The sequence below is a fragment of the Stakelama portus genome (assembly GCF_003171655.1).
In the GTDB taxonomy this organism is placed as follows: Bacteria; Pseudomonadota; Alphaproteobacteria; order Sphingomonadales; family Sphingomonadaceae; genus Sphingomonas; species Sphingomonas portus.
In genome coordinates, this window is record NZ_QFZL01000007.1 from 113,871 (window position 1) to 134,166 (window position 20,296).

A 20,296-nucleotide genomic window follows, 5' to 3' on the forward strand; every position below is an offset into this window, starting at 1 on the left:
AATATGGCTCGCAGGGGCGGCATTCGCAGCGCAAAGCGTTCAATAGAAGTAACGATGGGGATTTCGCTCGCGGCGATGGGCGTGCAGCACGCATCGGCGCAGGACGCAGCCGGCGGACAGCAACAGGATCGCGACACGATCGTCGTCACCGGCGACCAGATCGTCAGCCAGCTGAAATTCACTCAGCCGGTCGCGAACACGCCGCAGACGATCCAGGTCATCGACAGCGAGCTGTTCAACCAGCAGGGCGCCACCACGCTGAGCGAAGCGCTGCGCAACAGCCCGGGCGTCGGTACATTCTATGCCGGCGAGAATGGCAATACGACCAGCGGCGATTCGGTGTCGATGCGCGGCTTCGATACGTCGAGCAGCATCTTCGTCGACGGCGTCCGCGACCTGGGTTCGATCTCGCGCGATATCTTCAACATCGAACAGGTCGAAGTGGTGAAGGGCCCGGCGGGCACCGACAATGGCCGCACCGCGCCGTCAGGTGCAATCAATCTGGTCAGCAAACATGCGCGCCCGGGCAATTTCGTCAACGGCACAGTCACGGCGGGCGTCGATGGTCAGACGCGCGCGACCGGCGACATGAACATGGCGCTGCCCGGCCTGTCGGGCGCCGCGCTGCGCCTCAACGTCATGTGGCAGGACAGCGATGTTCCGGGGCGCGACCATGTCAACAACAGCCGCGTCGGCATCGCTCCGGCTTTCTCGCTCGGCATGGGTGGCAGCACGCGGCTCAACCTCAACTTCCTGTACGTGAAACAGGAAAATGTGCCCGACGGCTATGTCCCGACGATCGGCCTGCCCGGATGGGAACCGCAACCGGGTCTCGAGCCGCTGATCGGCAATCCGGTCGCATCGACCAACTTCTATGGCACGCGCGCCGATCATGACGACGTCACCGCGACGATGGCGACGCTGCAACTGGAGCATGATCTTTCCGACGGCATCACGCTCAGCAACATCGCGCGCTGGGGCCGTACCGAGCAGGATTATCTGCTGACTGCGTTCATGTCGACGAGCGGCAATATCAGTGCGACCGACCCCGACGATCTGTCCACCTATACGCTCGCCCGCAGCCTGCCGACGGTGAAGGACCAGTATAATATCATCCTCGCCGACCAGCTGAGCGTGCGCGCCGACTTCGCGACCGGCGCGATCCGCCACAATCTCGTCGCGGGCGTCGAATTCGTGCACGAAAAGCAGAAGCTGTACGACATCGCCGTCTCCGGATCGCGTCCGGCCGCCAATCTCTACCATCCCGACTGGAACGATGTCGGCGATCTCAGCCTGGCGCGCAGCGGTGCGATCCGCGAAGGCAGCACCGACACGCAATCGGCCTATATCTTCGACACGCTCAAATTGCTCAACGACACCGTCCTCGTCACCGGCGGCGTCCGCGTCGATTTCTATCAGACCGATTATTTCGCCAATGCGGTGTGCAACGACGGCACCGGGCGCGGCGCGGTGTCGTGCAATGGCGCGGCGATCGGCACGATCGTCGAAACCGCCAATCTCGATACCAGCGGCACGCTGTTCAACTGGAAACTCGGCGCAGTGTACAAGCCGATCCAGCCGCTCAGCCTTTATGTGAACTATGCCGTGTCGCAACAGCCTCCCGGCGGCAGCAATTTCAGCCTGAGCGAATCGACGCGCAGCCTGGATAATCCCAATCTCGACCCGCAAAAGGCAGAGACGATCGAGGCCGGGGTGAAATGGCAGTTCTTCCACGGGCGCCTGCTCGCCACAGCGGCAGTGTTCCGCACCACGGTGAGCAACGAAATCAACACCGATGTGCTGGACGACAACGGCAATCCCACCCAGACGGGCAAGAAGCGCGTGCAGGGCATCGAATTGTCGATGGTCGGCAACATCACGCCCGACTGGTCGATTTCGGCGGGGTACAGCCATCTCGACACCAGCGTCGAGGAAGGCCCCCCGGTCACCAGCGACGGCACCCCCAACCTGACCTATACGCCCGACGATGCGTTCACGCTGTGGACCAGCTATCGCCTGCCGATGGGCGTTACGGTCGGCGGCGGCGTTCGCCACACCGGCGGCATGCATCGCGGCACCGACGGCGCGGTCGGCACGCCGACCTATACCGAAAGCTGGACCACGGTCGACGCGCTGCTTTCCTATGCGCTCAACGATCACGTCACGCTGCGTGCCAATGCGTATAATCTGTTCGACGAGGCCTATGTCGTCTCGATCAACAAGAGCGGCTATCGCTACACGCCCGGCACGCCGCAGACCTTCCTGTTCAGCGCCGATTTCCGGTTCTGATCCGGGCTCGACTCCCATGGCGGCGGGGACGCATGTTTCCGCCGCCTCCTATTTCCTGACGATCGGTGCATCGATGCTGTTGCATATTCCCCGTATATTGGACGCTGACCAGGTGGCCGAAATCCGCCGTCGACTGGAGGCGTCGGACTGGACCGACGGTCGCGAAACCGTCGGGCCGCAAGGTGCGCAGGTGAAGCGCAATCATCAGCTGCCCGATGCTTCGCCGGTCAAGGCCGAGCTTGGGCAGATCATTCTCGGCGCGCTCGAACGCAATCCGCTCTTCTTTGCCGCGGCATTGCCGCTCCGCATCCTGCCGCCACGGTTCAATCGCTATACCGGCGGCGGGCAATATGGCTTTCATGTCGATGGTTCGGTGATGCGGCTGGCCGATGGATCGCATCTGCGATCGGACGTGTCGTGCACGGTCTTTCTCAACGATCCCGACGAATATGACGGCGGCGAACTGATCATCGCCGACACCTATGGCGAACATGAAGTGACGCTGCCCGCTGGTGACGCGCTGGTCTATCCGTCGAGCAGCCTGCACCGCGTCGCGCCGGTCACCCGCGGCGCGCGGATCGCATCCTTCTTCTGGATCCAGAGCATGGTGCGCGACGACAGCCAGCGGCGGATGTTGTTCGAAATGGACACGTCGATTCAGAAACTGACTGCCGATGGCGCCGACAGCCAGGCGACGCTGCAGCTGACCGGCGTCTATCACAATCTTCTGCGCCGCTGGGCCGAGACCTGAGGGCGCGCCCTCGCCCTCCGTTCGTGTCGAGCGAAGTCGAGACATGTAGCGGTGGCGCTTGAGGCATCGTGTCTCGACTTCGCTAGACACGAGCGGAAGCGAAACGCGATTTAGCCCTCCGCCTCGTCCGGTCCCACCGCCAGCACCATCAGCCAGCTGCGGATCGCGCTGGCAAGGTTGGGCGGGTCCTCCGCGCCGATACGGGCCAGATCGATCTGTGCGATCAGCGCGTTGAGCGGCAACCGCCGCGCCGCCGCCGCCCGTTCCAGCGCTTCCCAGAAGATCGGCTCCAGGCTGATCGATGTCGGGTGCCCGGCAATCGTCACCGATCGCTTGACCGGCCCGGCAAAGCCCCCCGGCGGCGGCGCGACATTCACTGCGTCACGCCGCGGTCATTCATCGTCGAACAGCGATGCGAGCTGTTCGATCATCGTGCCGGCAAGCTGTTCGGCATCCATGATCGTCACGGCCTTCTGATAATAGCGGGTGACGTCATGGCCGATGCCGATCGCCACCAGCTTCACCGGCGACCTTTGTTCGATCCAGCCGATCACCTGGCGCAGATGCCGTTCCAGATAGGCGCCCGAATTCACCGATAATGTCGAATCATCGACCGGCGCGCCGTCGGAAATCACCATCATCACCTTGCGATCCTCGGGCCGCGCGATCAGCCGGCCATGCGCCCATAACAGCGCCTCGCCGTCGATATTCTCCTTGAGCAGCCCTTCGCGCATCATCAGGCCGAGCGATTTCTTCGCGCGACGCCACGGCTCGTCCGCCTGTTTATAGACGATGTGCCGCAAATCATTGAGGCGGCCGGGCTGCGGCGGCCGCCCATCGGCAAGCCATGCCTCGCGGCTCTGCCCGCCCTTCCATGCGCGCGTCGTAAAGCCCAGCACTTCGGTCTTCACGCCGACACGCTCGAGCGTGCGGGCAAGGATGTCGGCGCTGATCGCCGCGATCGATATCGGCCGCCCGCGCATCGATCCCGAATTGTCGATCAACAGCGTCACCACCGTGTCCTTGAATTCGGTATCGCGCTCGACCTTGTACGACAGCGACTGCATCGGATTGACCACCACGCGCGCCAGCCGCGCGGCGTCGAGCAACCCTTCCTCCTGGTCGAAATCCCAGCTGCGATTCTGCTGTGCCATCAGCCGCCGTTGCAACCGGTTGGCGAGCTTGGTCACGGCGCCCTGCAAATGCGTCATCTGCTGGTCGAGATAGCTGCGCAGCCGCTCCAGTTCTTCGCTGTCGCACAGGTCGGTCGCCGCGATCACTTCGTCGAACTTGGTGGTAAAGGCGCGATATTCGAATTGCGGCGGCAGATCCGACCAGGGCCGGTTGGGCCGCACCGGCATCATCCCCTCTTCGCCGTCGTCGCCGCTTTCGCCATCGGCGTCGTCAAACCCCTCTTCCTGCTCGCGCTCGCCTTCGCCTTCCTCGCCTTCGGATTCGCGTTGTTCGCCGCGCGCCTCGACTTCGCCTTCGCCGCTGTCGGATTCGCTTTCGCCCTGCTCGTCGCCGTCCTGTTCCTGCTCTTCGGTGCCTTCGTCCTCGCCACCGCCTTCGTCGCTGTCGTCGGGCAGCATCTCGCCTTCGGTCAGTTGCAGGTCTTCGAGCATTTTCGACGCAAATTGCGCGAACGTCGCCTGATCGTCGATCGCCATTGCCAGCGCGTCGAGATCGGCGCCCGCGCGATCCTCGATCCAGTCGGATATCAGTGCCAGTCCCGGCGCGGCGGCAGCTGGCGCGGCGCGCCCGGTCAGCCGCTCGCGCACCATCAGCCCGATCGCCGTGGACAGCGGCACTTCCTCACGCGAACGCGCGCGGCTGATCGGGTCCGAACGCAGCCGCACGTCGAGCGCGTGCTCCAGATTGTCCGCAATCCCGGCATAGCCGCGCGATCCCAGCGCCTCGACCCGCGCGGTTTCGACGGCGTCGAACACGGCCCGCGCCACAGCCTCGCGCGGCGACCCTTTCAAATGCAGCCCGCTGTCATGCAGCCGCGAACGCAATGCGAAACTGTCGGCGAAACCGCGCACTTCGGCGACCTGTTCGGGCGGCAGCGTGCGACCGGGCATCGGCACCTTGATCTGCTTGCCGATCTGGCCGGGCGCATCGGCCGTGAAGCTCAGTTCGATTTCGGCGTCGTTGGCCAGCGCGCGCGCGGTTCCTGCCAGTACGTTGCGCAGCTTTTCGGTGGGGGTTTCGTTCGCCATGGTGACGCTGTTTGTGGGAAAGCGCCCGCACGATGCAAGGGCGGAGCGCGACTTTCGCAGTTACGCGCCCTATTTCGCGACCGGTTAGCCTGTTGGTAAGCAGGTGTCGTCATAATGCCGCACCGTCGCGCAGACGGGGAAGCGCATGAGAAACCACCACCGCACCGCACTGGCAGCCGCATTGCTGCTGATCGCCGGCACCGCCGCTACGGCGGATGCCGCACCCGCCCGTTCGGAAATCCCCCGAAGCGGCGAGCCCGCAAGCACCGACGCGCCACTATCCCGCGTGGCACCGCAGGAACCCGCCATTGCCACCTGGATCAGCCTGGCGATGCTGGCGGCGGCAGGCTTTGCATTGTGGCGGACGATGCGGCGCGACCGGCGCAATGCAGCGCGCACCGGCGGACCCGACGAGGATCCGCTCACCGACACCTCGTTCGAAGCACGGCTTGCGCGCAGGCTCGACGAACTCAATGCCGATGCCGAGCCCATACGCCCGCCGCCAGGCAGCTTTGGCCGCCGCAGGCCCTGATTTCCGGCTATCGCCACCTTGGCGCGGGCGCCCGCTTTGGGTAGGAGCCGGGGTGGAGGAAGTGATGGCAGACAAGAGCCACTGGATCAGCGGCACCCATGCATTCGCGGCCTGCACCACCGCGCTGGTCGCGCTGGGCGCGTTTCTGGGCTTTTCGAACCGCAAAGACGATGCGCCCCAGCCGACGCCGACCCCGACTGCGGCAGCCCCCTCCCCCACGCCGACTCTGGCGCCGGGCAGCTACAAGGCTTCGCAGGTAACGGTTGCGCCGGTGCGCGCGACGGTCGTGCTCGATGGCGACAGCGATGGAACGACGCAGCTTGCCGGCACGGTCAGCGTGCGGATCGCCAATATCGCGCCGGTTCCGCTCGCGCTCAACTGGCTGCGCGCGGATTCCGAAGCTGCGCTCGATCTGGACGACGGCACGCGCATCACCGGCACGCATGACAGCCGCTTCACCGGGCTTCCCGATTGCGGCAAACAGGATGCGGAGGATTGCAGCGCGGGACGCGCGACGATGCTCGCGCCGGGCGAATCGACTGTCGCGACGATCAGCCTGTCGGGCAGCATTCCGACTGCGGATGCCGAACGGTTGAAACAGGGCCGGATCGGCACGTTCAGCGCGCGGCTGGGCATCCGCCCGGGCCGCGAGGCCGATGCCTATGCGGTGCCGGTAAGTGTTGAAAAAATGCGGATAGTGAATATTCGCGATTAAGCCGGCGATTTGGCGCGGACAGCGCCCAACGCCGAAAATTCCAAACGCTACGATCTATATCAGACTGGAAATTACCCATGGCTGTCAAAGCGGAATGTATCATTACCAGCAGCGAGGAAGGCCGTGGCGCCTATGGGATCCGCGCCGACAATGATGAAAATGTCTATTTCCCGATGAGCATCGCCGAAGCGCTCGAGCTCGAAGAATTCGACGATGTCGAAGCGATCATGATCAGGAACGATCGCGCCGATCCGGCATGGCGGGCGATCCGCGCCCGGCGCAAGGGCGACTAGGCCCGCTTTAGCGACCGAACCGCCGAAGCCTCAGCAACAACGCCCGCATCCCACGTCGCTAATCGCGCCAGGGATCAGCGCGACACCGATCAGCGCGACACCGATTCGAGCAGCTGGTGCGCATGCTCCGATCCGTCGAGCACCTGATTCACGCGCTCGACGATGCGCCAGCCATCCCCGGTGCGGCGCAACGTCCAGCGATTGATCGATGCGCGGAGCAGCGCGAAGCTCTCGCCATTGTTGAGCGCAAGCAGCGAGTAGCCGACTGCGCTGGCTGCATCCCCGTCCAGCGTCACCTGCACCGGCGCGGTCATGTGCATCGATCCGCGATGGATCAGCGCCTGATGCACTTCGTTGGTATAGATGGTCTCGCGCGCCGCCCGACCCTCGGCACGATAGGCGCCGCTCGGATCATAGACGCCTTCCTCGACCCACAAATCGGCCGCATCATGCGCATTGCCGGCATCGGCGAGCGGGCCATAGGTGGCGAGCAGCCGGTGGATGGCAAGTTCATCCTCCACCCGCGCCAGCCGTGCGTCCAGCGCTGCGATCCGATCCTCGTTCATGGTGTTCCTCTCCTTCCCGGTTCTGCACCGTGTTGGGAAGGAAGGTTTTCAGAAGCCCGCCCGCGCACAATCCCCATTTGGCGGGTAGCGTAGCGCTGAGCGGCGTTCAGGAAGCGCGCCCGAACGGCCAGAGCCGCCGCAGCAACGCACCCGCCCCGCGTGGCTTGACCGGTTCAGCCGGTGGCTGCCAGTTCCGCTCGGGCTCGACATGGCCGACACCCATCTGCCGATGCATCAGGTCTTTCAGATACGCGAATTCATCGCCCGTGATCGGCCCGCCCCGGCCCCCTTGCGCCGTCCAGCGATCGGGATGGAGCGGGTCGTCAGGCGGGGTATCGCTCTGCATTTGGGCATCCATCGCTTGTCCCGGCGTAGACCGATTCCACGCGATCAATCGAGCAGCGGCGCTTCTTGCTCGGAACTGGCTGTCATTCCGCCAACCTCGATCCAAAGCCAGTCCGCATCTGCACCAATAGGAACCGAAACCTGACGCGTTTCGCCATCCCGCGCAATCGTAACAACCACTGAGTTACCGACGGTCAGCGATAGGTTTCCGCATATCGCAACGGAATCCTCGATTTCTTCCGATGGCAAAACTTCCATCGGCTTTCCGTCAACCGACACCGCCACCCCGCGCATCGCGCTGTAGCAATCGAAAATTATCACCGAAACTTTCTGATCGGGAATGTCCTGTACCGGCATCCCCGCCGATGCGCTCAGCGCGAGCAGGGATGCAAGGATCTTCAAGCCTGTCCGACCACGCTTTCGGGCAGGTCCTTGCCGAACACGCGCTGATAATATTCGGCGACCAGCGGACGTTCTGCCTCGTCGCACTTGTTGAGGAACGACAGGCGGAATGCGAAGCCGACATCGCCGAAGATCAGCGCATTCTGGGCCCAGGTGATCACCGTACGCGGGCTCATCACCGTGGAAATATCGCCGGCGACGAAGCCCCGGCGCGTCAGATCGGCGACGCGGATCATGTTCTCGACCGCTTCCTTGCCGCCCGGCTTGTCATATTCGCCCGATTTGGCGAGCACGATCTGCGCCTCGGTCGCGGCGGGCAGATAGTTGAGCGTGACGACGATGTTCCAGCGGTCCATCTGGCCCTGGTTGATCTGCTGCGTCCCGTGATACAGGCCGCTGGTATCGCCCAGACCCACCGTGTTGGCAGTCGCGAACAGGCGGAACCACGGATTGGGGCGAATCACGCGATTCTGGTCGAGCAGCGTCAGCTTGCCCTCGGTCTCCAGCACGCGCTGGATCACGAACATCACGTCGGGGCGACCGGCGTCATATTCGTCGAAGACCAGCGCCGTCGGCGTCTGCAGCGCCCAGGGGAGCAGGCCTTCGCGGAATTCGGTAACCTGCTGGCCGTCCTTCAGCACGATCGCATCGCGGCCGATCAGATCGATACGGCTGATATGCGCGTCGAGGTTGATGCGGATGCACGGCCAGTTCAACCGCGCCGCAACCTGTTCGATGTGCGACGATTTACCGGTGCCGTGATAGCCCTGGATCATCACGCGGCGATTATGCGCAAAGCCCGCCAGGATCGCCATCGTCGTATCCGGATCGAAGACATAGGCGGGGTCGAGATCGGGCACCCGCTCGTCCGCCTCGCTGAACGCCGGCACTTCCATGTCGATATCGATGCCGAACACGTCGCGCGCCTTAACCATCTTGTCGGGCGCATCGAGCACCGTCGTCTCGCGGCTGTCGGGCTGGGTGTTGGGAATGTCGGTCATGCTGCTTCGGTCCGCTGGTGTTTCGGCCCCACCTAAGGGTTGCGCGCCGATGCTGCAACGCACGAAGCGCGATCAGTCATTCTCGAAAGCCGGCAATCGAAAGCAATCAACGAACCGCTGCGCGCGATCGACATCGCCCGTAACGCGCACCAGCCCGGCGGGAATCGTCGCGGACAGCGGCTCGGGACCATAGAAGACCGGCTTCAATCCGGCGGTATCGCCTTCGAAAATCACTTCGGCGCCTTCCGGTTCGGCACGGCGGATTTCGAGCGCCGCATCGACGACCGTCGCGCGAAACGGCTCCCCCCCGACGCGAAAGCCCAGATCCCATCCTTCCAGCGGCGCGGCGGCGGTGCGATCCATCATCGTGCGCAGCGACAGCATCATTGCCGTATTGCTGAGCGGCAGCGTGACATCGTGCAGCGGCGATCCGGCTACCCATCGGCTCAGCGCAAAGATCGCGTCTTCCGATTCATATCCCCAGCGCGTGAGGCCATAGACCTGAACCCCCGGATGGCTGGGCAGTCCCCGCCGCCGCAGCATCCCGACCTTTTCCAGCCCCTCCAGCCGCTGCGTCAGCACATTGGCGCTGATGCCGGGCAGCGCGCCGCGAATCTCGCTGAACCGGCGCGGGCCGAGCAGCAATTCGCGAATGATCAGCAGCGACCAGCGCTCACCGACGATTTCCATGGCAAGCGCCGTGCCGCACGCGTCCCGATACCAGCGCCTGGGCTTTCCCAATTCGTACTCAGTTATTTTTTCTAACTCCATTGTTGCTTTTACTAATCAATCGGGTCAGGTTTCTCAAGTCAGCGATTCGCCGGATTGGAGAGCGACGATGCGCAGAACGATTTTCGTGAATCTACCCGTGGCCGATGTCGAAAAATCGACGGCCTTTTATCGCGCACTCGGTTTCGAACGCGACCCGCGCTTCAGTGCCGAGGGCAAGGCGGCGGCGATGGTCTGGTCCGACACGATCAGCTTCATGCTGCTCAGCCGCGATTTCTTTGCCACGTTCACCCCGCGCCCGATCGCCGATGCGAAAGCCGCCACCGAAGTACTGCTCTGCCTGTCGCTCGACAGCCGTGAGGCAGTGGACAGCATGACCGACACGGCAGCCGCGCAGGGCGGCACCGCCGATATTCGCGATGCACAGGACATGGGCTTCCTGTACAGCCGCGCCTTCGCCGATCCCGACGGCCACATCTTCGAACCGATGTTCATGGATGCCGAAGCCGCGCAGGCGGCGATGCAGCCGCAGAACGCAGACGCGTAACCGGTCATGAGCGACAAAATGTCCATGCGTATCGGCTGGATCCTGTCCGGCATCGTCATTCTGTTCCTGGTCATGGACCTCGCGATGAAATTCGCGGTCCTCCAGCCGGTGATCGACACGATGGCGGCACTCGGCTGGCCGACCGACGCACCGACGATCCATATCCTCGCCATCCTGCTGGCGATCGGCACCGGGCTCTACGCATGGCCGCGGACCGCCTTGCTCGGCGCGATCCTGCTCACCGGATATCTGGGCGGCGCCATCGCCACCCATGCCCGGCTCGGCAATCCGTTGCTCACGCACACGCTGTTCGGCGCCTATCTGGGCGTCGCGGCCTGGGGCGGATTGTGGCTGCGCGATCCGGCAGTCCGCGCACTGCTGCCGATACGCAAATAAACCAGGAAATTGCGGGCGACAGCCGGCCCGCGCGATCGAAGCCCACGCCTGAAAACAGGAGCGATAACATGCCGATCGATCCCGATGCCCCGATAAGCGTCACCGTGTTCGACTGGGTGCCCGAATTTGCGCGCGGCTTCGTCCGCGATCTGCGCGTCCGCTGGGCGCTGGAAGAAGCAGGCATTCCCTATTCGGTGCGGCCGCTCGACGCGACGACCGCGCGGCCGCAATCCTATCTTGAGGAACAGCCCTGGGGTCAGGTTCCGGCCTATCGCGACGCGGATGTGGCGATGTTCGAATCGGGCGCCATCGTTCTGCACATCGCAGAGGCGAGCGAGGCCTTGCTGCCGACCGACCCACAGCAACGCGCGCGCGCCAAAAGCTGGCTGTTCGCGGCGCTCAATTCGGTCGAACCGGCAGTGATGCAGCTTGCCACGATCGATATTTTCGCCGCCGACCAGCCCTGGGCCGAACCCAGCCGCCCCTATCTGATGACTCTCATCAATGGCCGGCTCGACGGGCTGGAACGCCGGCTGCACGGACGTAGCTGGCTGGAGGATAGCTTCAGCGTGGGCGATCTGATGATGGCGCATGTCCTCCGCGGGGCCGAAGGGTCCGGCAGTATCGAGGCGCGCCCCGCACTGGCGGCCTGGCACCGGCGCTGCCTGTCCCGCCCGGCCTATGCCCGCGCGCTCGAAGCGCAACTGGCCGACTTTCACGAAAAGACCCCCGCCTGAATTTCTGAGGAGACTCGCAATGTATATCGACGGAATCATCCTGCCCGTCCCCGAGGCGAATGAAAACGCCTATAAGGCGATGGCGGCGAAAGTAGACCCGATGTTCATCGAACATGGCGCGATTGGCGTGGTCGAAGGCTGGGGGTCGGATATCCCCAAGGGCGAACACACCGATTTCTTCAAGGCAGTGGCGGCGAAGGAAGGCGAGACTGTCGTCTTTTCCTGGATCATCTGGCCTTCCAAGGAAGCGCGCGACGCCGGTTGGGAAAAGCTGATGGCCGACGAGCGCATGAAAAACCCCGGCGAAATGCCGTTCGACGGCAAGCGCATGTTCTGGGGCGGCTTCGACTGCTTCCTCGACCTCAAGGCGGAATAAGGAACAGACGGATGGGCAAGGATCAGGGCGGTTTCATCTGGTACGAACTGATGACGCCGGACATTTCGGCCGCACGCACCTTCTATCAGGCGGTACTTGGCTGGTCGGTGCCGGAGGCGGGCCATCCGCCGGTCGATTATCGCGAAATCGCGGCGCCCGATGGCGGCATGGTCGGCGGGATGCTGCCGCTCTCGCCTGAAATGCTCTCCGGCGGAGCAAAACCTGGCTGGTATGGCTATGTCTGTGTCGACGATGTCGACGTTCAGCTCACCGAGCTCAAGCAAGTCGGCGGCACGGTGTTCATGGATCAGACCATGCCCGATGTCGGCCGCATCGCAATGGTCGCCGATCCCCAGGGCGTGCCGGTCTATCTGATGAAACCGCAGCCGCCGGCCGGGATGGAAGGCGCGAAAAGCACTGCCTTTGCGCCCGACACGCCCGGTCATGTCGCGTGGAACGAGCTTCACTCGCCCGATCCGGCAGCGGCAAAGGCATATTATCTCGACCGGTTCGGATGGGCGATCAGCGGATCGATGCCGATGGGTCCGATGGGCGAGTATGAATTCCTCAACCGCGACGATCAGCCGATCGGCGCGATGATGGCGGCGCCCGATGGCCGTCCGGCAATGTGGCATTTTTACTGGAACGTCGCCGATATCGATGCCGCCGGGGATCGCCTCGCCGCCGCAGGCGGCACGGTGGTCGATGGGCCGCATCAGGTGCCCGGCGGCCAATATGTGATCCAGGCGCTCGATCCGCAGGGCGTTGCCTTCGGGCTCGTCGGCACGCGGAGCTGATCGCCGTGACACTGCAACTCTTCGGCCACCCATTTTCCAGCTACAGCTGGAAGGCGCTGATCGCGCTCTATGAGAACGACACTCCGTTCGACTTTCGTGTCCTCGGCCCGGATCAGCCCGAAAATTCGGCCGAATTCGCGCGCCGCTGGCCGGTGCGCAAATTCCCGCTGCTGGTCGATGGCGACACGGTGGTGATGGAATCGAGCGCGATCGTCGAATATCTCCAGCTGCACCATCCCGGCCCGGTGCAGTTGATCCCGCACGAACCGGACACCGCGTTCGAAGTGCGCAAATTCGATCGCATCTTCGATCACAGCGTCATGGACGCCGCCCAACCGGTGGTGAACGACGCGCTCAAGCCGCCCGAACGGCGCGATCCGGAGGATGTGGCACAGGCAAAGGAGCGTACCGCGCGCATCTATCCCTGGCTCGATGCGCATCTGGCGGGGCGGGAATGGGCGGTGGGCGACGGCTTCACGCTGGCCGATATCGCCGCCGCACCGTCGCTTTTCTATGCCGACTGGATCGAGCCCATTCCGGAAAGTCTGGGCAATCTGCGCGCCTATCGCGCACGACTGCTTGCGCGACCATCGGTGTCGCGCTGTGTCGAGGATGCGCGCCCCTTCCGCGCCTGGTTCCCGCCGGGCGCCCCCGACAGAGACTGAGATCACAGGAGACTATCATGCCCGAACGCGAACTCAGCATCACGCGGCTGATCGATGCCCCCGTCGAAACCGTGTGGCGTGTCTGGACGCAGCGGACCGAGGAATGGTTCTGCCCCAAGCCCTGGACAGTCGAAATCCAGGAACAGGATCTGCGCCCCGGCGGGGCATCGCGGATGATCATGCGCGGCCCGAATGGCGAGGAAAACCACCTTCAGGGCGTGTTCCTCGAAGTGGTGCCCAACGCCAGGATCGTCTCGACTGACGCCTTCGCACCCGGCTGGGTGCCGCAGGGCCCCTTCATGATGGCAATCACCAGTTTCGAGGAGGAAGACGGCAAGACCCGCTACACCGCCCGCGCGCGCCATTGGACCGACGAAGCCTGCGAACAACATCGGGCGATGGGGTTCGAACAGGGATGGGGTATTGTCGCCGCGCAACTCGCCGAGCTCGCCGAAGCGGAGGCACGGGCCACCGTCTGATTTTGCTCGCGTCGTCCCGGACGGTCTGGTCAGGCCAGCCGCCACCCTTTAAGCGCTCCGGGAACCGAAATTTCCCGGAGTACACCCATGAAGACTCGCGCCGCCGTCGCCTTCGAAGCAAAAAAGCCGCTCGAAATCGTCGAGCTGGACCTCGAAGGACCCAAGCCCGGCGAAGTGCTGGTCGAAATCATGGCGACGGGCATCTGCCACACCGATGCCTATACGCTCGACGGACTCGACAGCGAAGGGATCTTCCCCAGCGTGCTCGGCCATGAAGGCGCCGGCATCGTCCGCGAAGTCGGCGCTGGCGTCACCAGCGTAAAACCCGGCGATCATGTCATCCCGCTCTACACGCCCGAATGCCGCCAGTGTAAGTCGTGCCTCAGCGGCAAGACCAATTTGTGCACGGCGATCCGCGCGACGCAGGGCAAGGGGCTGATGCCCGACGGCACCACGCGGTTCAGCTATAAGGGGCAGCCGATCTTCCATTATATGGGCTGCTCGACCTTCTCGAACTTCACGGTCCTGCCCGAAATCGCCGTGGCCAAGATCCGCGAAGACGCGCCGTTCCAGACCAGCTGCTATATCGGCTGCGGCGTCACCACCGGTGTCGGCGCGGTGGTCAACACGGCGAAGGTCCAGGTCGGCGACAATATCGTCGTCTTCGGTCTCGGCGGCATCGGGCTCAACGTGCTTCAGGGCGCGAAGCTGGCGGGCGCGAACAAGATCATCGGCGTCGACATCAATCCGGACCGTGAGGAATGGGGCCGCCAGTTCGGCATGACCGACTTCATCAACAGCAAGGGGCTGTCGCGCGACGAGACGATCGCCAGGATCCTCGAACTGACCGATGGCGGCGCCGATTACACCTTCGATGCGACCGGCAACACCGAAGTGATGCGCACCGCGCTCGAGGCGTGCCATCGCGGCTGGGGAACCAGCATCATCATCGGCGTTGCTGAAGCGGGCAAGGAGATCAGCACCCGCCCGTTCCAGCTGGTCACCGGGCGCAACTGGCGCGGCACTGCGTTCGGCGGGGCCAAGGGACGCACCGATGTGCCCAAGATCGTCGACTGGTATATGGACGGCAAGATCGCGATCGATCCGATGATCACGCACGTCCTCAGCCTTGAGGAAATCAACAAGGGCTTCGATCTGATGCATGCGGGCGAAAGCATCCGCAGCGTCGTGGTATATTGAGAGGAAGACCGAAATGTTCAGCCATGTGATGCTCGGCGCCAATGATATTGACGCGTCAAAGGCCTTTTACGACGCCGCCCTCGGCGCGCTGGGCGTTGCGCCGGGCCGCGTCGATCCCAAGGGGCGCGTCATGTACATGCACAATGGCGGCATTTTCATGCTGACCAGGCCGATCGACGGCGAACCGGCCTGCCACGCCAATGGCGGCACGCTCGGCTTTGCCGCGGAAAGCCCCGAAGCCGCCGATGCGTGGCATGCTGCCGGTCTGGCGGCGGGCGGCACCGCGATCGAAGACGCACCGGGCGTGCGCGAAGGCTCCGGCCTCAAGCTCTACCTTGCCTATCTGCGCGACCCGGCGGGGAACAAGGTGTGCGCGATGCACCGCCTGCCCGCCTGATCGGTTCGCACGATGGAGATTGCCGGTGAGCTTCGAAACCCTATCGACCAACAAATCCTTCGGCGGCGTGCAGGGCGTTTACAAACACGCCTCGAACGTGACCGGCACCGACATGATTTTTTCGGTCTATGTCCCGCCGCATAAGGGCGACGCGAAGCTGCCGGTGCTGTGGTATCTTTCCGGGCTCACCTGCACCCATGCCAATGTCACCGAAAAGGGCGAGTTTCGCGAAGCCTGCGCCGAACATGGCGTGATCTTCGTCGCGCCCGACACCAGCCCGCGCGGCGACGATGTGCCCGATGACGAAGGCTATGATTTCGGCAAGGGCGCAGGTTTTTATGTCGATGCGACGCAGGAGCCATGGTCGGCCAATTTCCGCATGCGCAGCTATATCGAGGAAGAACTGCCCGCGCTGATCGCCGCGCAGTTTCCGATGGCCGATATGGCGCGCCAGTCGATCACCGGCCATTCGATGGGCGGCCATGGCGCGCTGACCATCGGGCTGCGCAACCCCGACCGGTTCCGCTCCATCTCCGCCTTTGCGCCGATCGCATCGCCGCTCGCATGCCCCTGGGGCGAAAAGGCGCTGAGCGGATATCTCGGCCCCGACCGCGCGGACTGGCGCCCCTATGACGCCTGCGCGCTGATCGCCGATGGCGCACGCGTTACCGAACTGCTGGTCGATCAAGGCGATGCCGACAATTTCCTCGAAGGGCAGCTCAAACCCGAATTGCTCAAGGCCGCGTGCGCCGACGCGGGGATCGATCTCACGCTGCGGATGCAGCCGGGATACGACCACAGCTATTATTTCATCTCGACCTTCCTCGGCGAACATGTCGCCTGGCATGCCGAGCGGCTCAAGGCTTAGGCGCGCGGGTCAGGTTCGATCCGCTTCGAGCGAAGTCGAGAACGATTCGAACCCGACTCACGCAAATGCAGGCGCGCCCTTGAGCTGCTGATAGGCCGCGATCACGCGCTGCAATTCACCTTCATGGCTGCGATCCCCGCCGTTGCGATCGGGGTGATAGCGGCGCACCAGTTCCAAATAGCGTTTGCGCAACGCGGTCCGGTCCGCATCCTTGCCCAGTCCCAGCGTCTTCAATGCGCTGCGGTCCTGCGGGCTCAGCGGTCGACCGTCGTTGCGCTCGCCGCGCTGCGCCATGCCCGCCATCTTGTCCTTGAACCGCGCGCCGATCGCATCGAGCGGATCGTGGAAATCGGACCAGCGCGGCGGGCGATCCGCGCCCCCGGTCGAGGCAAAGGCACGCGTCTCGCGTTCCCAGCCGGCATAGGGCCGCTGCGCGTCGTGAATCTCTTCCGCAGTCATTCCCGAGAAATAATTATACCCCGAATTGAACGCGCGCACATGGTCGAGGCACAGCCAGCGATAGGCGCCCGGCCCGTCCGAACCGCCGCCCGCGCCCTCTGCGGGAGGCGCGCGAAATTCGCCCGGTTCCTCGCAACCGGGGATGGCGCACAAGCGCCCGTTTGATTCCATCCTTCCGTGAAAACGGCTTCTTGGCCGTTCCTTCTTCGGCTGGCTTTCGGCCACGCGACACCCTTGCAAAAACGCCCTATATAGGCGCGATGAATGACATCGCTACCGGCCCCATCGCACAGCAAATCGAAGCGCGGCTGACCCGCGCGCTTGTCCCCACGCGCCTCGCCGTGATCAACGACAGTGCACAGCATCGCGGCCATATGGGCGACGACGGATCGGGCGAAAGCCACTTCACCGTCGACATCGTCAGCCCAGTTTTCGAGGGCAAGAATCGCGTCGCGCGCCAGCGCCTGGTCAATCAGGCGCTCGCCGATTTGCTCGCGCGCGACATTCATGCGCTCGCCATCCGCACCCGCACGCCGGACGAAGATGGCGTATAATCTCTGGTACTGGCCGGGCATTCAGGGCCGCGGCGAGTTCGTCCGCCTGCCGCTCGAAGCGGCCGGCATCGCCTATCGCGATTGCGCGCGCGAACTCGGCGCCGACGCGCTGATCGCCGACATGCGCAAATATGACCGCCGCGCGCCGTTTGCGCCGCCCTATCTCGAGCTCGACGGCATGGCGATCGCACAGGTCGCCGCGATCCTGCTATTCCTTGGCGAGCGGCATCAGCTCGCGCCGTCGAATATGAAGGACCGGCTGTGGCTGCACGAATTGCAGCTGACGATCGTCGACTTCGTGGCCGAAGTGCATCAGGTCCACCACCCGGTCGCCACCGGCCTCTATTACGAAGATCAGAAGGACGAGGCACTGCGCTGTGCCGCGCAGTTTCGCGATGCGCGCATGCCCAAATTTCTCGGCTGGTTCGAACGGGCCGCGCAATCCAATCCGGGCGAATGGCTGATCGACGGCACGATGAGCTATGCCGATTGCTCGATCTTTCAGCTGATCGAAGGGCTGCGCTATATGTTCCCGCGGCGCATGGCGACGCTCGAGCCGACGATCCCCGGCCTGATCCGGATTCACGGACTGGTCGGCGAGTTGCCCGGCGTCCGCAGCTATCTGGCAAGCGACCGGCGGCTGCCGTTCAACACCGACGGTATCTTTCGCCATTATCCGGAACTCGACGCCGAATGACCAGCCGTGCGCAACGTCCCGCAGCGCGCATCCTGCTGCTCGACCCGGCGGATCGCGTGCTGCTGTTTCGCTTTACCCCCGCCGATCGCCCGCCCTTCTGGTGCACGCCGGGCGGTGCGCTCGATCCGGGCGAAGCCTATGCCGCCGCCGCGCGCCGCGAATTGTTCGAAGAATGCGGGATCGCGGTCGATTGCGGTCCGGAAGTCGCGCAGCGTGTGGTCGAATTCACCACGCTCGAACAGGTCCCGGTGCTCGCCGACGAACGCTATTTTCTGGTTCGCACATCCACAAATGTGATCGATACGTCCAATCATACCGCGCTCGAACAACGGGTAATGCGCGAATGGCGCTGGTTCACCCGATCCGAGCTCGCCGGCTGGCCCGAAGCGATTTTTCCCGAAGACCTCCCCCAAATGCTGGAGCAACTGGCATGACCGAAGATTTCTTTACTCAGACGATCACGCCCACCACGCATGATCTGGGCGGGTTCAAGGTGCACCGCACCCTGCCCTCGCGTCCGCGCACCATGGTCGGCCCGTTCATCTTCTTCGACCAGATGGGACCCGCGCATCTGGAGGTCGGCAACGGCATCGACGTGCGCCCGCATCCGCACATCAATCTCGCCACGGTCACCTATCTCTATGGCGGCGCGATCGACCATCGCGATTCGCTCGGCACCTTTGCCCGGATCGAACCGGGCGCAGTCAATCTGATGACCGCAGGGCGCGGCATCACGCACAGCGAACGCTCGCCGGGGGACGAGCGCGCAAAGGGGCCGGAACTGTCGGGCATTCAGACCTGGCTCGCGCTGCCCGAAGCCGATGAGGAACGCGATCCCGCCTTCGAACATGTCGCCGCCGCCGACCTGCCGATGATCACCGACCATGGCGTCCGCGCGCGCGTCATCATGGGCAGCCTGTGGGGCGTATCGGCACCGACCACGACCTATGCCGACACGATTTATGCCGACATCATGGTGATGGCCAACGGCAGCATCCCAATCGACGCAGCGGCTGACGAACGCGCGCTCTATGTCGCGGTCGGCGATGCAAGTTTCGACGGCATGCCGCTTCAGCAAAAGACGCTCTATGTCCTGCGCCCGGGCACCACCGGCACGCTGACGTCGCAGCGCGGCGGGCGAGTGATGCTGTGCGGCGGCGAAGCCTTTGCCACGCCACGCCATGTCTGGTGGAATTTCGTATCCTCGCGCCGCGACCGCATCGATCAGGCCAAACAGGATTGGAAAGCGGGCAACTTCCCGGTCGTCCCCGATGACGACAAGGAATTTATCCCTATCCCTGAAGTGCCTAAGACCGTAAGCTATCCCTAACAGAGCATCTGCCATTAACCAGCGGAGGGGAGAATGGCCGACTTCGACTTGCGACGCGTCGATTTGCCGACGGGCGTTTCGCTCGATGTCGCGGTGGAAGGCGATCCGGCCAATCCCCCGGTGATCCTGCTCCATGGGTTTCCCGAAAGCCATCGCACCTGGCGTTATCTGATTCCGGAACTCGCGCGCGATCATTTCGTCCTCGCGCCCGATCAGCGCGGCTATGCCCGTTCCTCCAAGCCGGAAGGCAAGGCGAAATATGCGCCGCACGAAATCCTGGCCGACCTGATCGCGCTCGCCGACCATTTCGATATCGGCAAGTTCACGCTGTTCGGCCATGACTGGGGCGGCGCGATCGCGTGGATGGCGGCGATCCTGCGGCCCGATCGCGTGGCGCGGCTGGTCATCCTCAACGCACCGCATCCGACTCTATTCCAGCGCAGCGTGATCGAGGATCCGGCTCAGCGCGCGGCGAGCCAATATATGCGCGCATTGCGCGATCCGGGCTTCGAAAAGAATTTCACGGTCAAGGGCGCCGAGAAATTTCTCGACGTCACCTTCGCCAACCATGTCGAAGGCGGCATCGATCCCCGGGAACGCGCTTTCTATCTCGACCAATGGTCTCAGCCGGGCGCGTTGACCGCGATGCTCAACTGGTATCGCGCGAGCAACATCGAAGTCCCGCCCGTCGACGCAAAGATCGACAAGCCCACTTTCCCCATTCCCGATCTGCCGCCGGTGGCGATGCCGACGCTGGTGATATGGGGGATGAAGGACCCCGCGCTGCTGCCGTGCCAGCTCGACGGTCTGGCGGATCATGTCCGCGATCTGACCATCGTCCGCGTGCCCGATGCCGGGCATTTCATCCCCTGGGAAAAACCCGACGCCGTGATCGCGGCCTTACGCCCCTGGCTGGCGGCGCAAACCCATCTGGCGAGCGGCTGAGGGA

28 protein-coding genes are annotated in these 20,296 nt (G+C 63.9%); 20 read left to right on the forward strand and 8 right to left on the reverse strand.

Annotation, left to right across the window (positions count from 1 at the left end; genetic code table 11):
* Positions 1-54: 54 nt before the first annotated feature.
* Both DKB74_RS16605 and DKB74_RS16610 read left to right on the forward strand, forming a co-directional pair.
* Positions 55-2,289 (forward strand): catecholate siderophore receptor Fiu, encoded by a 2,235-nt coding sequence (locus tag DKB74_RS16605; RefSeq protein WP_205007895.1) that lies wholly within the window; start codon positions 55-57, stop codon positions 2,287-2,289.
* Positions 2,290-2,362: 73 nt separating this feature from the next.
* Positions 2,363-3,040 (forward strand): Fe2+-dependent dioxygenase, encoded by a 678-nt coding sequence (locus DKB74_RS16610; protein WP_109809376.1) that lies wholly within the window; start codon positions 2,363-2,365, stop codon positions 3,038-3,040.
* A gap of 110 nt (positions 3,041-3,150) precedes the next feature.
* Here the strand turns inward: DKB74_RS16610 and DKB74_RS16615 are convergent, their stop codons facing one another.
* Positions 3,151-3,417: a ribbon-helix-helix domain-containing protein gene (locus DKB74_RS16615; RefSeq protein ID WP_109809311.1), complete on the reverse strand. Its 267-nt coding sequence runs from the start codon at positions 3,415-3,417 to the stop codon at positions 3,151-3,153.
* 15 nt (positions 3,418-3,432) lie between these two features.
* Positions 3,433-5,262 (reverse strand): cobaltochelatase subunit CobT, encoded by a 1,830-nt coding sequence (cobT, locus tag DKB74_RS16620; protein WP_109809312.1) that lies wholly within the window; start codon positions 5,260-5,262, stop codon positions 3,433-3,435.
* A 145-nt stretch (positions 5,263-5,407) separates the two neighbouring features.
* Between cobT and DKB74_RS16625 the strand changes: the two genes are divergently transcribed.
* The 3 genes from DKB74_RS16625 to DKB74_RS16635 all read left to right on the forward strand — a co-directional run bounded on the left by DKB74_RS16625 (position 5,408) and on the right by DKB74_RS16635 (position 6,802).
* Positions 5,408-5,794, forward strand: a complete 387-nt coding sequence (locus tag DKB74_RS16625; RefSeq protein WP_109809313.1) for a hypothetical protein — start codon at positions 5,408-5,410, stop codon at positions 5,792-5,794.
* 64 nt (positions 5,795-5,858) lie between these two features.
* The gene (locus DKB74_RS16630; RefSeq protein ID WP_145961034.1) at positions 5,859-6,509 is read left to right on the forward strand and encodes a hypothetical protein; all 651 of its coding nucleotides are present in this window, start codon (positions 5,859-5,861) and stop codon (positions 6,507-6,509) included.
* A gap of 77 nt (positions 6,510-6,586) precedes the next feature.
* Positions 6,587-6,802 (forward strand): hypothetical protein, encoded by a 216-nt coding sequence (locus DKB74_RS16635; protein WP_109809315.1) that lies wholly within the window; start codon positions 6,587-6,589, stop codon positions 6,800-6,802.
* A gap of 89 nt (positions 6,803-6,891) precedes the next feature.
* Here DKB74_RS16635 and DKB74_RS16640 read toward each other — a convergent pair whose 3' ends face one another.
* The 5 genes from DKB74_RS16640 to DKB74_RS16660 form a co-directional block, all read right to left on the reverse strand.
* On the reverse strand, positions 6,892-7,368 hold the full coding sequence (locus DKB74_RS16640; protein WP_109809316.1) for a nuclear transport factor 2 family protein: 477 nt from the start codon (positions 7,366-7,368) through the stop codon (positions 6,892-6,894).
* Positions 7,369-7,474: 106 nt separating this feature from the next.
* Positions 7,475-7,714 (reverse strand): hypothetical protein, encoded by a 240-nt coding sequence (locus DKB74_RS16645; RefSeq protein ID WP_145961035.1) that lies wholly within the window; start codon positions 7,712-7,714, stop codon positions 7,475-7,477.
* A gap of 44 nt (positions 7,715-7,758) precedes the next feature.
* The gene (locus tag DKB74_RS16650; RefSeq protein ID WP_109809318.1) at positions 7,759-8,115 is read right to left on the reverse strand and encodes a hypothetical protein; all 357 of its coding nucleotides are present in this window, start codon (positions 8,113-8,115) and stop codon (positions 7,759-7,761) included.
* Positions 8,112-9,116 carry a cobaltochelatase subunit CobS gene (gene cobS, locus DKB74_RS16655; protein ID WP_109809319.1) on the reverse strand — a complete coding sequence of 335 codons (1,005 nt, stop codon included), beginning with the start codon at positions 9,114-9,116 and terminating at the stop codon, positions 8,112-8,114. The genes DKB74_RS16650 and cobS overlap by 4 nt, the downstream gene beginning before the upstream one ends.
* Positions 9,117-9,188: 72 nt before the next feature.
* Positions 9,189-9,806, reverse strand: coding sequence for a winged helix-turn-helix transcriptional regulator (locus tag DKB74_RS16660; RefSeq protein WP_239987571.1), 618 nt, complete (start codon positions 9,804-9,806; stop codon positions 9,189-9,191).
* 148 nt (positions 9,807-9,954) lie between these two features.
* Here DKB74_RS16660 and DKB74_RS16665 point away from each other — a divergent pair, with 148 nt between their 5' ends.
* The 10 genes from DKB74_RS16665 (at position 9,955) to fghA (ending at position 16,307) form a co-directional block, all read left to right on the forward strand.
* Positions 9,955-10,392: a VOC family protein gene (locus tag DKB74_RS16665; RefSeq protein ID WP_109809321.1), complete on the forward strand. Its 438-nt coding sequence runs from the start codon at positions 9,955-9,957 to the stop codon at positions 10,390-10,392.
* Between the two features lie 18 nt (positions 10,393-10,410).
* A complete protein-coding gene (locus DKB74_RS16670) occupies positions 10,411-10,788 on the forward strand; it encodes a DoxX family protein (protein WP_205007896.1) in 378 nt (125 codons plus the stop codon).
* 68 nt (positions 10,789-10,856) lie between these two features.
* The gene (locus DKB74_RS16675; protein ID WP_109809322.1) at positions 10,857-11,525 is read left to right on the forward strand and encodes a glutathione S-transferase family protein; all 669 of its coding nucleotides are present in this window, start codon (positions 10,857-10,859) and stop codon (positions 11,523-11,525) included.
* 19 nt (positions 11,526-11,544) lie between these two features.
* On the forward strand, positions 11,545-11,901 hold the full coding sequence (locus DKB74_RS16680; RefSeq protein ID WP_109809323.1) for a DUF1428 domain-containing protein: 357 nt from the start codon (positions 11,545-11,547) through the stop codon (positions 11,899-11,901).
* An 11-nt stretch (positions 11,902-11,912) separates the two neighbouring features.
* Positions 11,913-12,698: a VOC family protein gene (locus tag DKB74_RS16685; protein ID WP_239987572.1), complete on the forward strand. Its 786-nt coding sequence runs from the start codon at positions 11,913-11,915 to the stop codon at positions 12,696-12,698.
* Between the two features lie 5 nt (positions 12,699-12,703).
* Positions 12,704-13,363 (forward strand): glutathione S-transferase family protein, encoded by a 660-nt coding sequence (locus tag DKB74_RS16690; protein WP_205007897.1) that lies wholly within the window; start codon positions 12,704-12,706, stop codon positions 13,361-13,363.
* 17 nt (positions 13,364-13,380) lie between these two features.
* Positions 13,381-13,842 carry an SRPBCC family protein gene (locus DKB74_RS16695; RefSeq protein WP_109809324.1) on the forward strand — a complete coding sequence of 154 codons (462 nt, stop codon included), beginning with the start codon at positions 13,381-13,383 and terminating at the stop codon, positions 13,840-13,842.
* Positions 13,843-13,929: 87 nt separating this feature from the next.
* Positions 13,930-15,042, forward strand: a complete 1,113-nt coding sequence (locus DKB74_RS16700; protein ID WP_109809325.1) for an S-(hydroxymethyl)glutathione dehydrogenase/class III alcohol dehydrogenase — start codon at positions 13,930-13,932, stop codon at positions 15,040-15,042.
* A gap of 13 nt (positions 15,043-15,055) precedes the next feature.
* Positions 15,056-15,439, forward strand: coding sequence for a VOC family protein (locus DKB74_RS16705; RefSeq protein WP_109809326.1), 384 nt, complete (start codon positions 15,056-15,058; stop codon positions 15,437-15,439).
* A 25-nt stretch (positions 15,440-15,464) separates the two neighbouring features.
* The gene (gene fghA / locus DKB74_RS16710) at positions 15,465-16,307 is read left to right on the forward strand and encodes an S-formylglutathione hydrolase (protein ID WP_109809327.1); all 843 of its coding nucleotides are present in this window, start codon (positions 15,465-15,467) and stop codon (positions 16,305-16,307) included.
* Between the two features lie 57 nt (positions 16,308-16,364).
* Here fghA and DKB74_RS16715 read toward each other — a convergent pair whose 3' ends face one another.
* Positions 16,365-16,937 carry a J domain-containing protein gene (locus tag DKB74_RS16715; protein ID WP_109809328.1) on the reverse strand — a complete coding sequence of 191 codons (573 nt, stop codon included), beginning with the start codon at positions 16,935-16,937 and terminating at the stop codon, positions 16,365-16,367.
* Between the two features lie 89 nt (positions 16,938-17,026).
* On the opposite strand from DKB74_RS16715, the gene DKB74_RS16720 reads away from it, so the two are divergent.
* The 5 genes from DKB74_RS16720 to DKB74_RS16740 are packed head-to-tail and all read left to right on the forward strand — an operon-like array spanning position 17,027 to position 20,292.
* Positions 17,027-17,320 (forward strand): BolA family protein, encoded by a 294-nt coding sequence (locus DKB74_RS16720; RefSeq protein WP_109809329.1) that lies wholly within the window; start codon positions 17,027-17,029, stop codon positions 17,318-17,320.
* A complete protein-coding gene (locus DKB74_RS16725) occupies positions 17,310-18,017 on the forward strand; it encodes a glutathione S-transferase (RefSeq protein ID WP_109809330.1) in 708 nt (235 codons plus the stop codon). The genes DKB74_RS16720 and DKB74_RS16725 overlap by 11 nt, the downstream gene beginning before the upstream one ends.
* Positions 18,014-18,451, forward strand: coding sequence for an NUDIX hydrolase (locus DKB74_RS16730; protein ID WP_109809331.1), 438 nt, complete (start codon positions 18,014-18,016; stop codon positions 18,449-18,451). Before DKB74_RS16725 ends, DKB74_RS16730 begins: the two co-directional genes overlap by 4 nt.
* On the forward strand, positions 18,448-19,347 hold the full coding sequence (locus DKB74_RS16735) for a pirin family protein (protein ID WP_109809332.1): 900 nt from the start codon (positions 18,448-18,450) through the stop codon (positions 19,345-19,347). The genes DKB74_RS16730 and DKB74_RS16735 overlap by 4 nt, the downstream gene beginning before the upstream one ends.
* A 33-nt stretch (positions 19,348-19,380) precedes the next feature.
* Entirely contained in the window at positions 19,381-20,292 is a 912-nt protein-coding gene (locus DKB74_RS16740) for an alpha/beta fold hydrolase (RefSeq protein ID WP_109809333.1), read from the forward strand.
* Positions 20,293-20,296: the final 4 nt, after the last annotated feature.

What these genes read in the sequence shown, in the direction of transcription:
- DKB74_RS16605 (WP_205007895.1), top strand. Translation starts at nt 55, where the DNA reads ATGGGGATTTCGCTCGCGGCGATGGGCGTGCAGCACGCATCGGCGCAG.
- DKB74_RS16610 (WP_109809376.1), top strand. Translation starts at nt 2,363, where the DNA reads ATGCTGTTGCATATTCCCCGTATATTGGACGCTGACCAGGTGGCCGAA.
- cobT (WP_109809312.1), bottom strand. Translation starts at nt 5,262, where the DNA reads ATGGCGAACGAAACCCCCACCGAAAAGCTGCGCAACGTACTGGCAGGA.
- DKB74_RS16625 (WP_109809313.1), top strand. Translation starts at nt 5,408, where the DNA reads ATGAGAAACCACCACCGCACCGCACTGGCAGCCGCATTGCTGCTGATC.
- DKB74_RS16630 (WP_145961034.1), top strand. Translation starts at nt 5,859, where the DNA reads ATGGCAGACAAGAGCCACTGGATCAGCGGCACCCATGCATTCGCGGCC.
- DKB74_RS16635 (WP_109809315.1), top strand. Translation starts at nt 6,587, where the DNA reads ATGGCTGTCAAAGCGGAATGTATCATTACCAGCAGCGAGGAAGGCCGT.
- DKB74_RS16640 (WP_109809316.1), bottom strand. Translation starts at nt 7,368, where the DNA reads ATGAACGAGGATCGGATCGCAGCGCTGGACGCACGGCTGGCGCGGGTG.
- DKB74_RS16645 (WP_145961035.1), bottom strand. Translation starts at nt 7,714, where the DNA reads ATGCAGAGCGATACCCCGCCTGACGACCCGCTCCATCCCGATCGCTGG.
- cobS (WP_109809319.1), bottom strand. Translation starts at nt 9,116, where the DNA reads ATGACCGACATTCCCAACACCCAGCCCGACAGCCGCGAGACGACGGTG.
- DKB74_RS16660 (WP_239987571.1), bottom strand. Translation starts at nt 9,806, where the DNA reads ATGGAAATCGTCGGTGAGCGCTGGTCGCTGCTGATCATTCGCGAATTG.
- DKB74_RS16665 (WP_109809321.1), top strand. Translation starts at nt 9,955, where the DNA reads ATGCGCAGAACGATTTTCGTGAATCTACCCGTGGCCGATGTCGAAAAA.
- DKB74_RS16670 (WP_205007896.1), top strand. Translation starts at nt 10,411, where the DNA reads ATGTCCATGCGTATCGGCTGGATCCTGTCCGGCATCGTCATTCTGTTC.
- DKB74_RS16675 (WP_109809322.1), top strand. Translation starts at nt 10,857, where the DNA reads ATGCCGATCGATCCCGATGCCCCGATAAGCGTCACCGTGTTCGACTGG.
- DKB74_RS16680 (WP_109809323.1), top strand. Translation starts at nt 11,545, where the DNA reads ATGTATATCGACGGAATCATCCTGCCCGTCCCCGAGGCGAATGAAAAC.
- DKB74_RS16685 (WP_239987572.1), top strand. Translation starts at nt 11,913, where the DNA reads ATGGGCAAGGATCAGGGCGGTTTCATCTGGTACGAACTGATGACGCCG.
- DKB74_RS16695 (WP_109809324.1), top strand. Translation starts at nt 13,381, where the DNA reads ATGCCCGAACGCGAACTCAGCATCACGCGGCTGATCGATGCCCCCGTC.
- DKB74_RS16700 (WP_109809325.1), top strand. Translation starts at nt 13,930, where the DNA reads ATGAAGACTCGCGCCGCCGTCGCCTTCGAAGCAAAAAAGCCGCTCGAA.
- DKB74_RS16705 (WP_109809326.1), top strand. Translation starts at nt 15,056, where the DNA reads ATGTTCAGCCATGTGATGCTCGGCGCCAATGATATTGACGCGTCAAAG.
- DKB74_RS16715 (WP_109809328.1), bottom strand. Translation starts at nt 16,937, where the DNA reads ATGGAATCAAACGGGCGCTTGTGCGCCATCCCCGGTTGCGAGGAACCG.
- DKB74_RS16720 (WP_109809329.1), top strand. Translation starts at nt 17,027, where the DNA reads ATGAATGACATCGCTACCGGCCCCATCGCACAGCAAATCGAAGCGCGG.
- DKB74_RS16725 (WP_109809330.1), top strand. Translation starts at nt 17,310, where the DNA reads ATGGCGTATAATCTCTGGTACTGGCCGGGCATTCAGGGCCGCGGCGAG.
- DKB74_RS16730 (WP_109809331.1), top strand. Translation starts at nt 18,014, where the DNA reads ATGACCAGCCGTGCGCAACGTCCCGCAGCGCGCATCCTGCTGCTCGAC.
- DKB74_RS16735 (WP_109809332.1), top strand. Translation starts at nt 18,448, where the DNA reads ATGACCGAAGATTTCTTTACTCAGACGATCACGCCCACCACGCATGAT.
- DKB74_RS16740 (WP_109809333.1), top strand. Translation starts at nt 19,381, where the DNA reads ATGGCCGACTTCGACTTGCGACGCGTCGATTTGCCGACGGGCGTTTCG.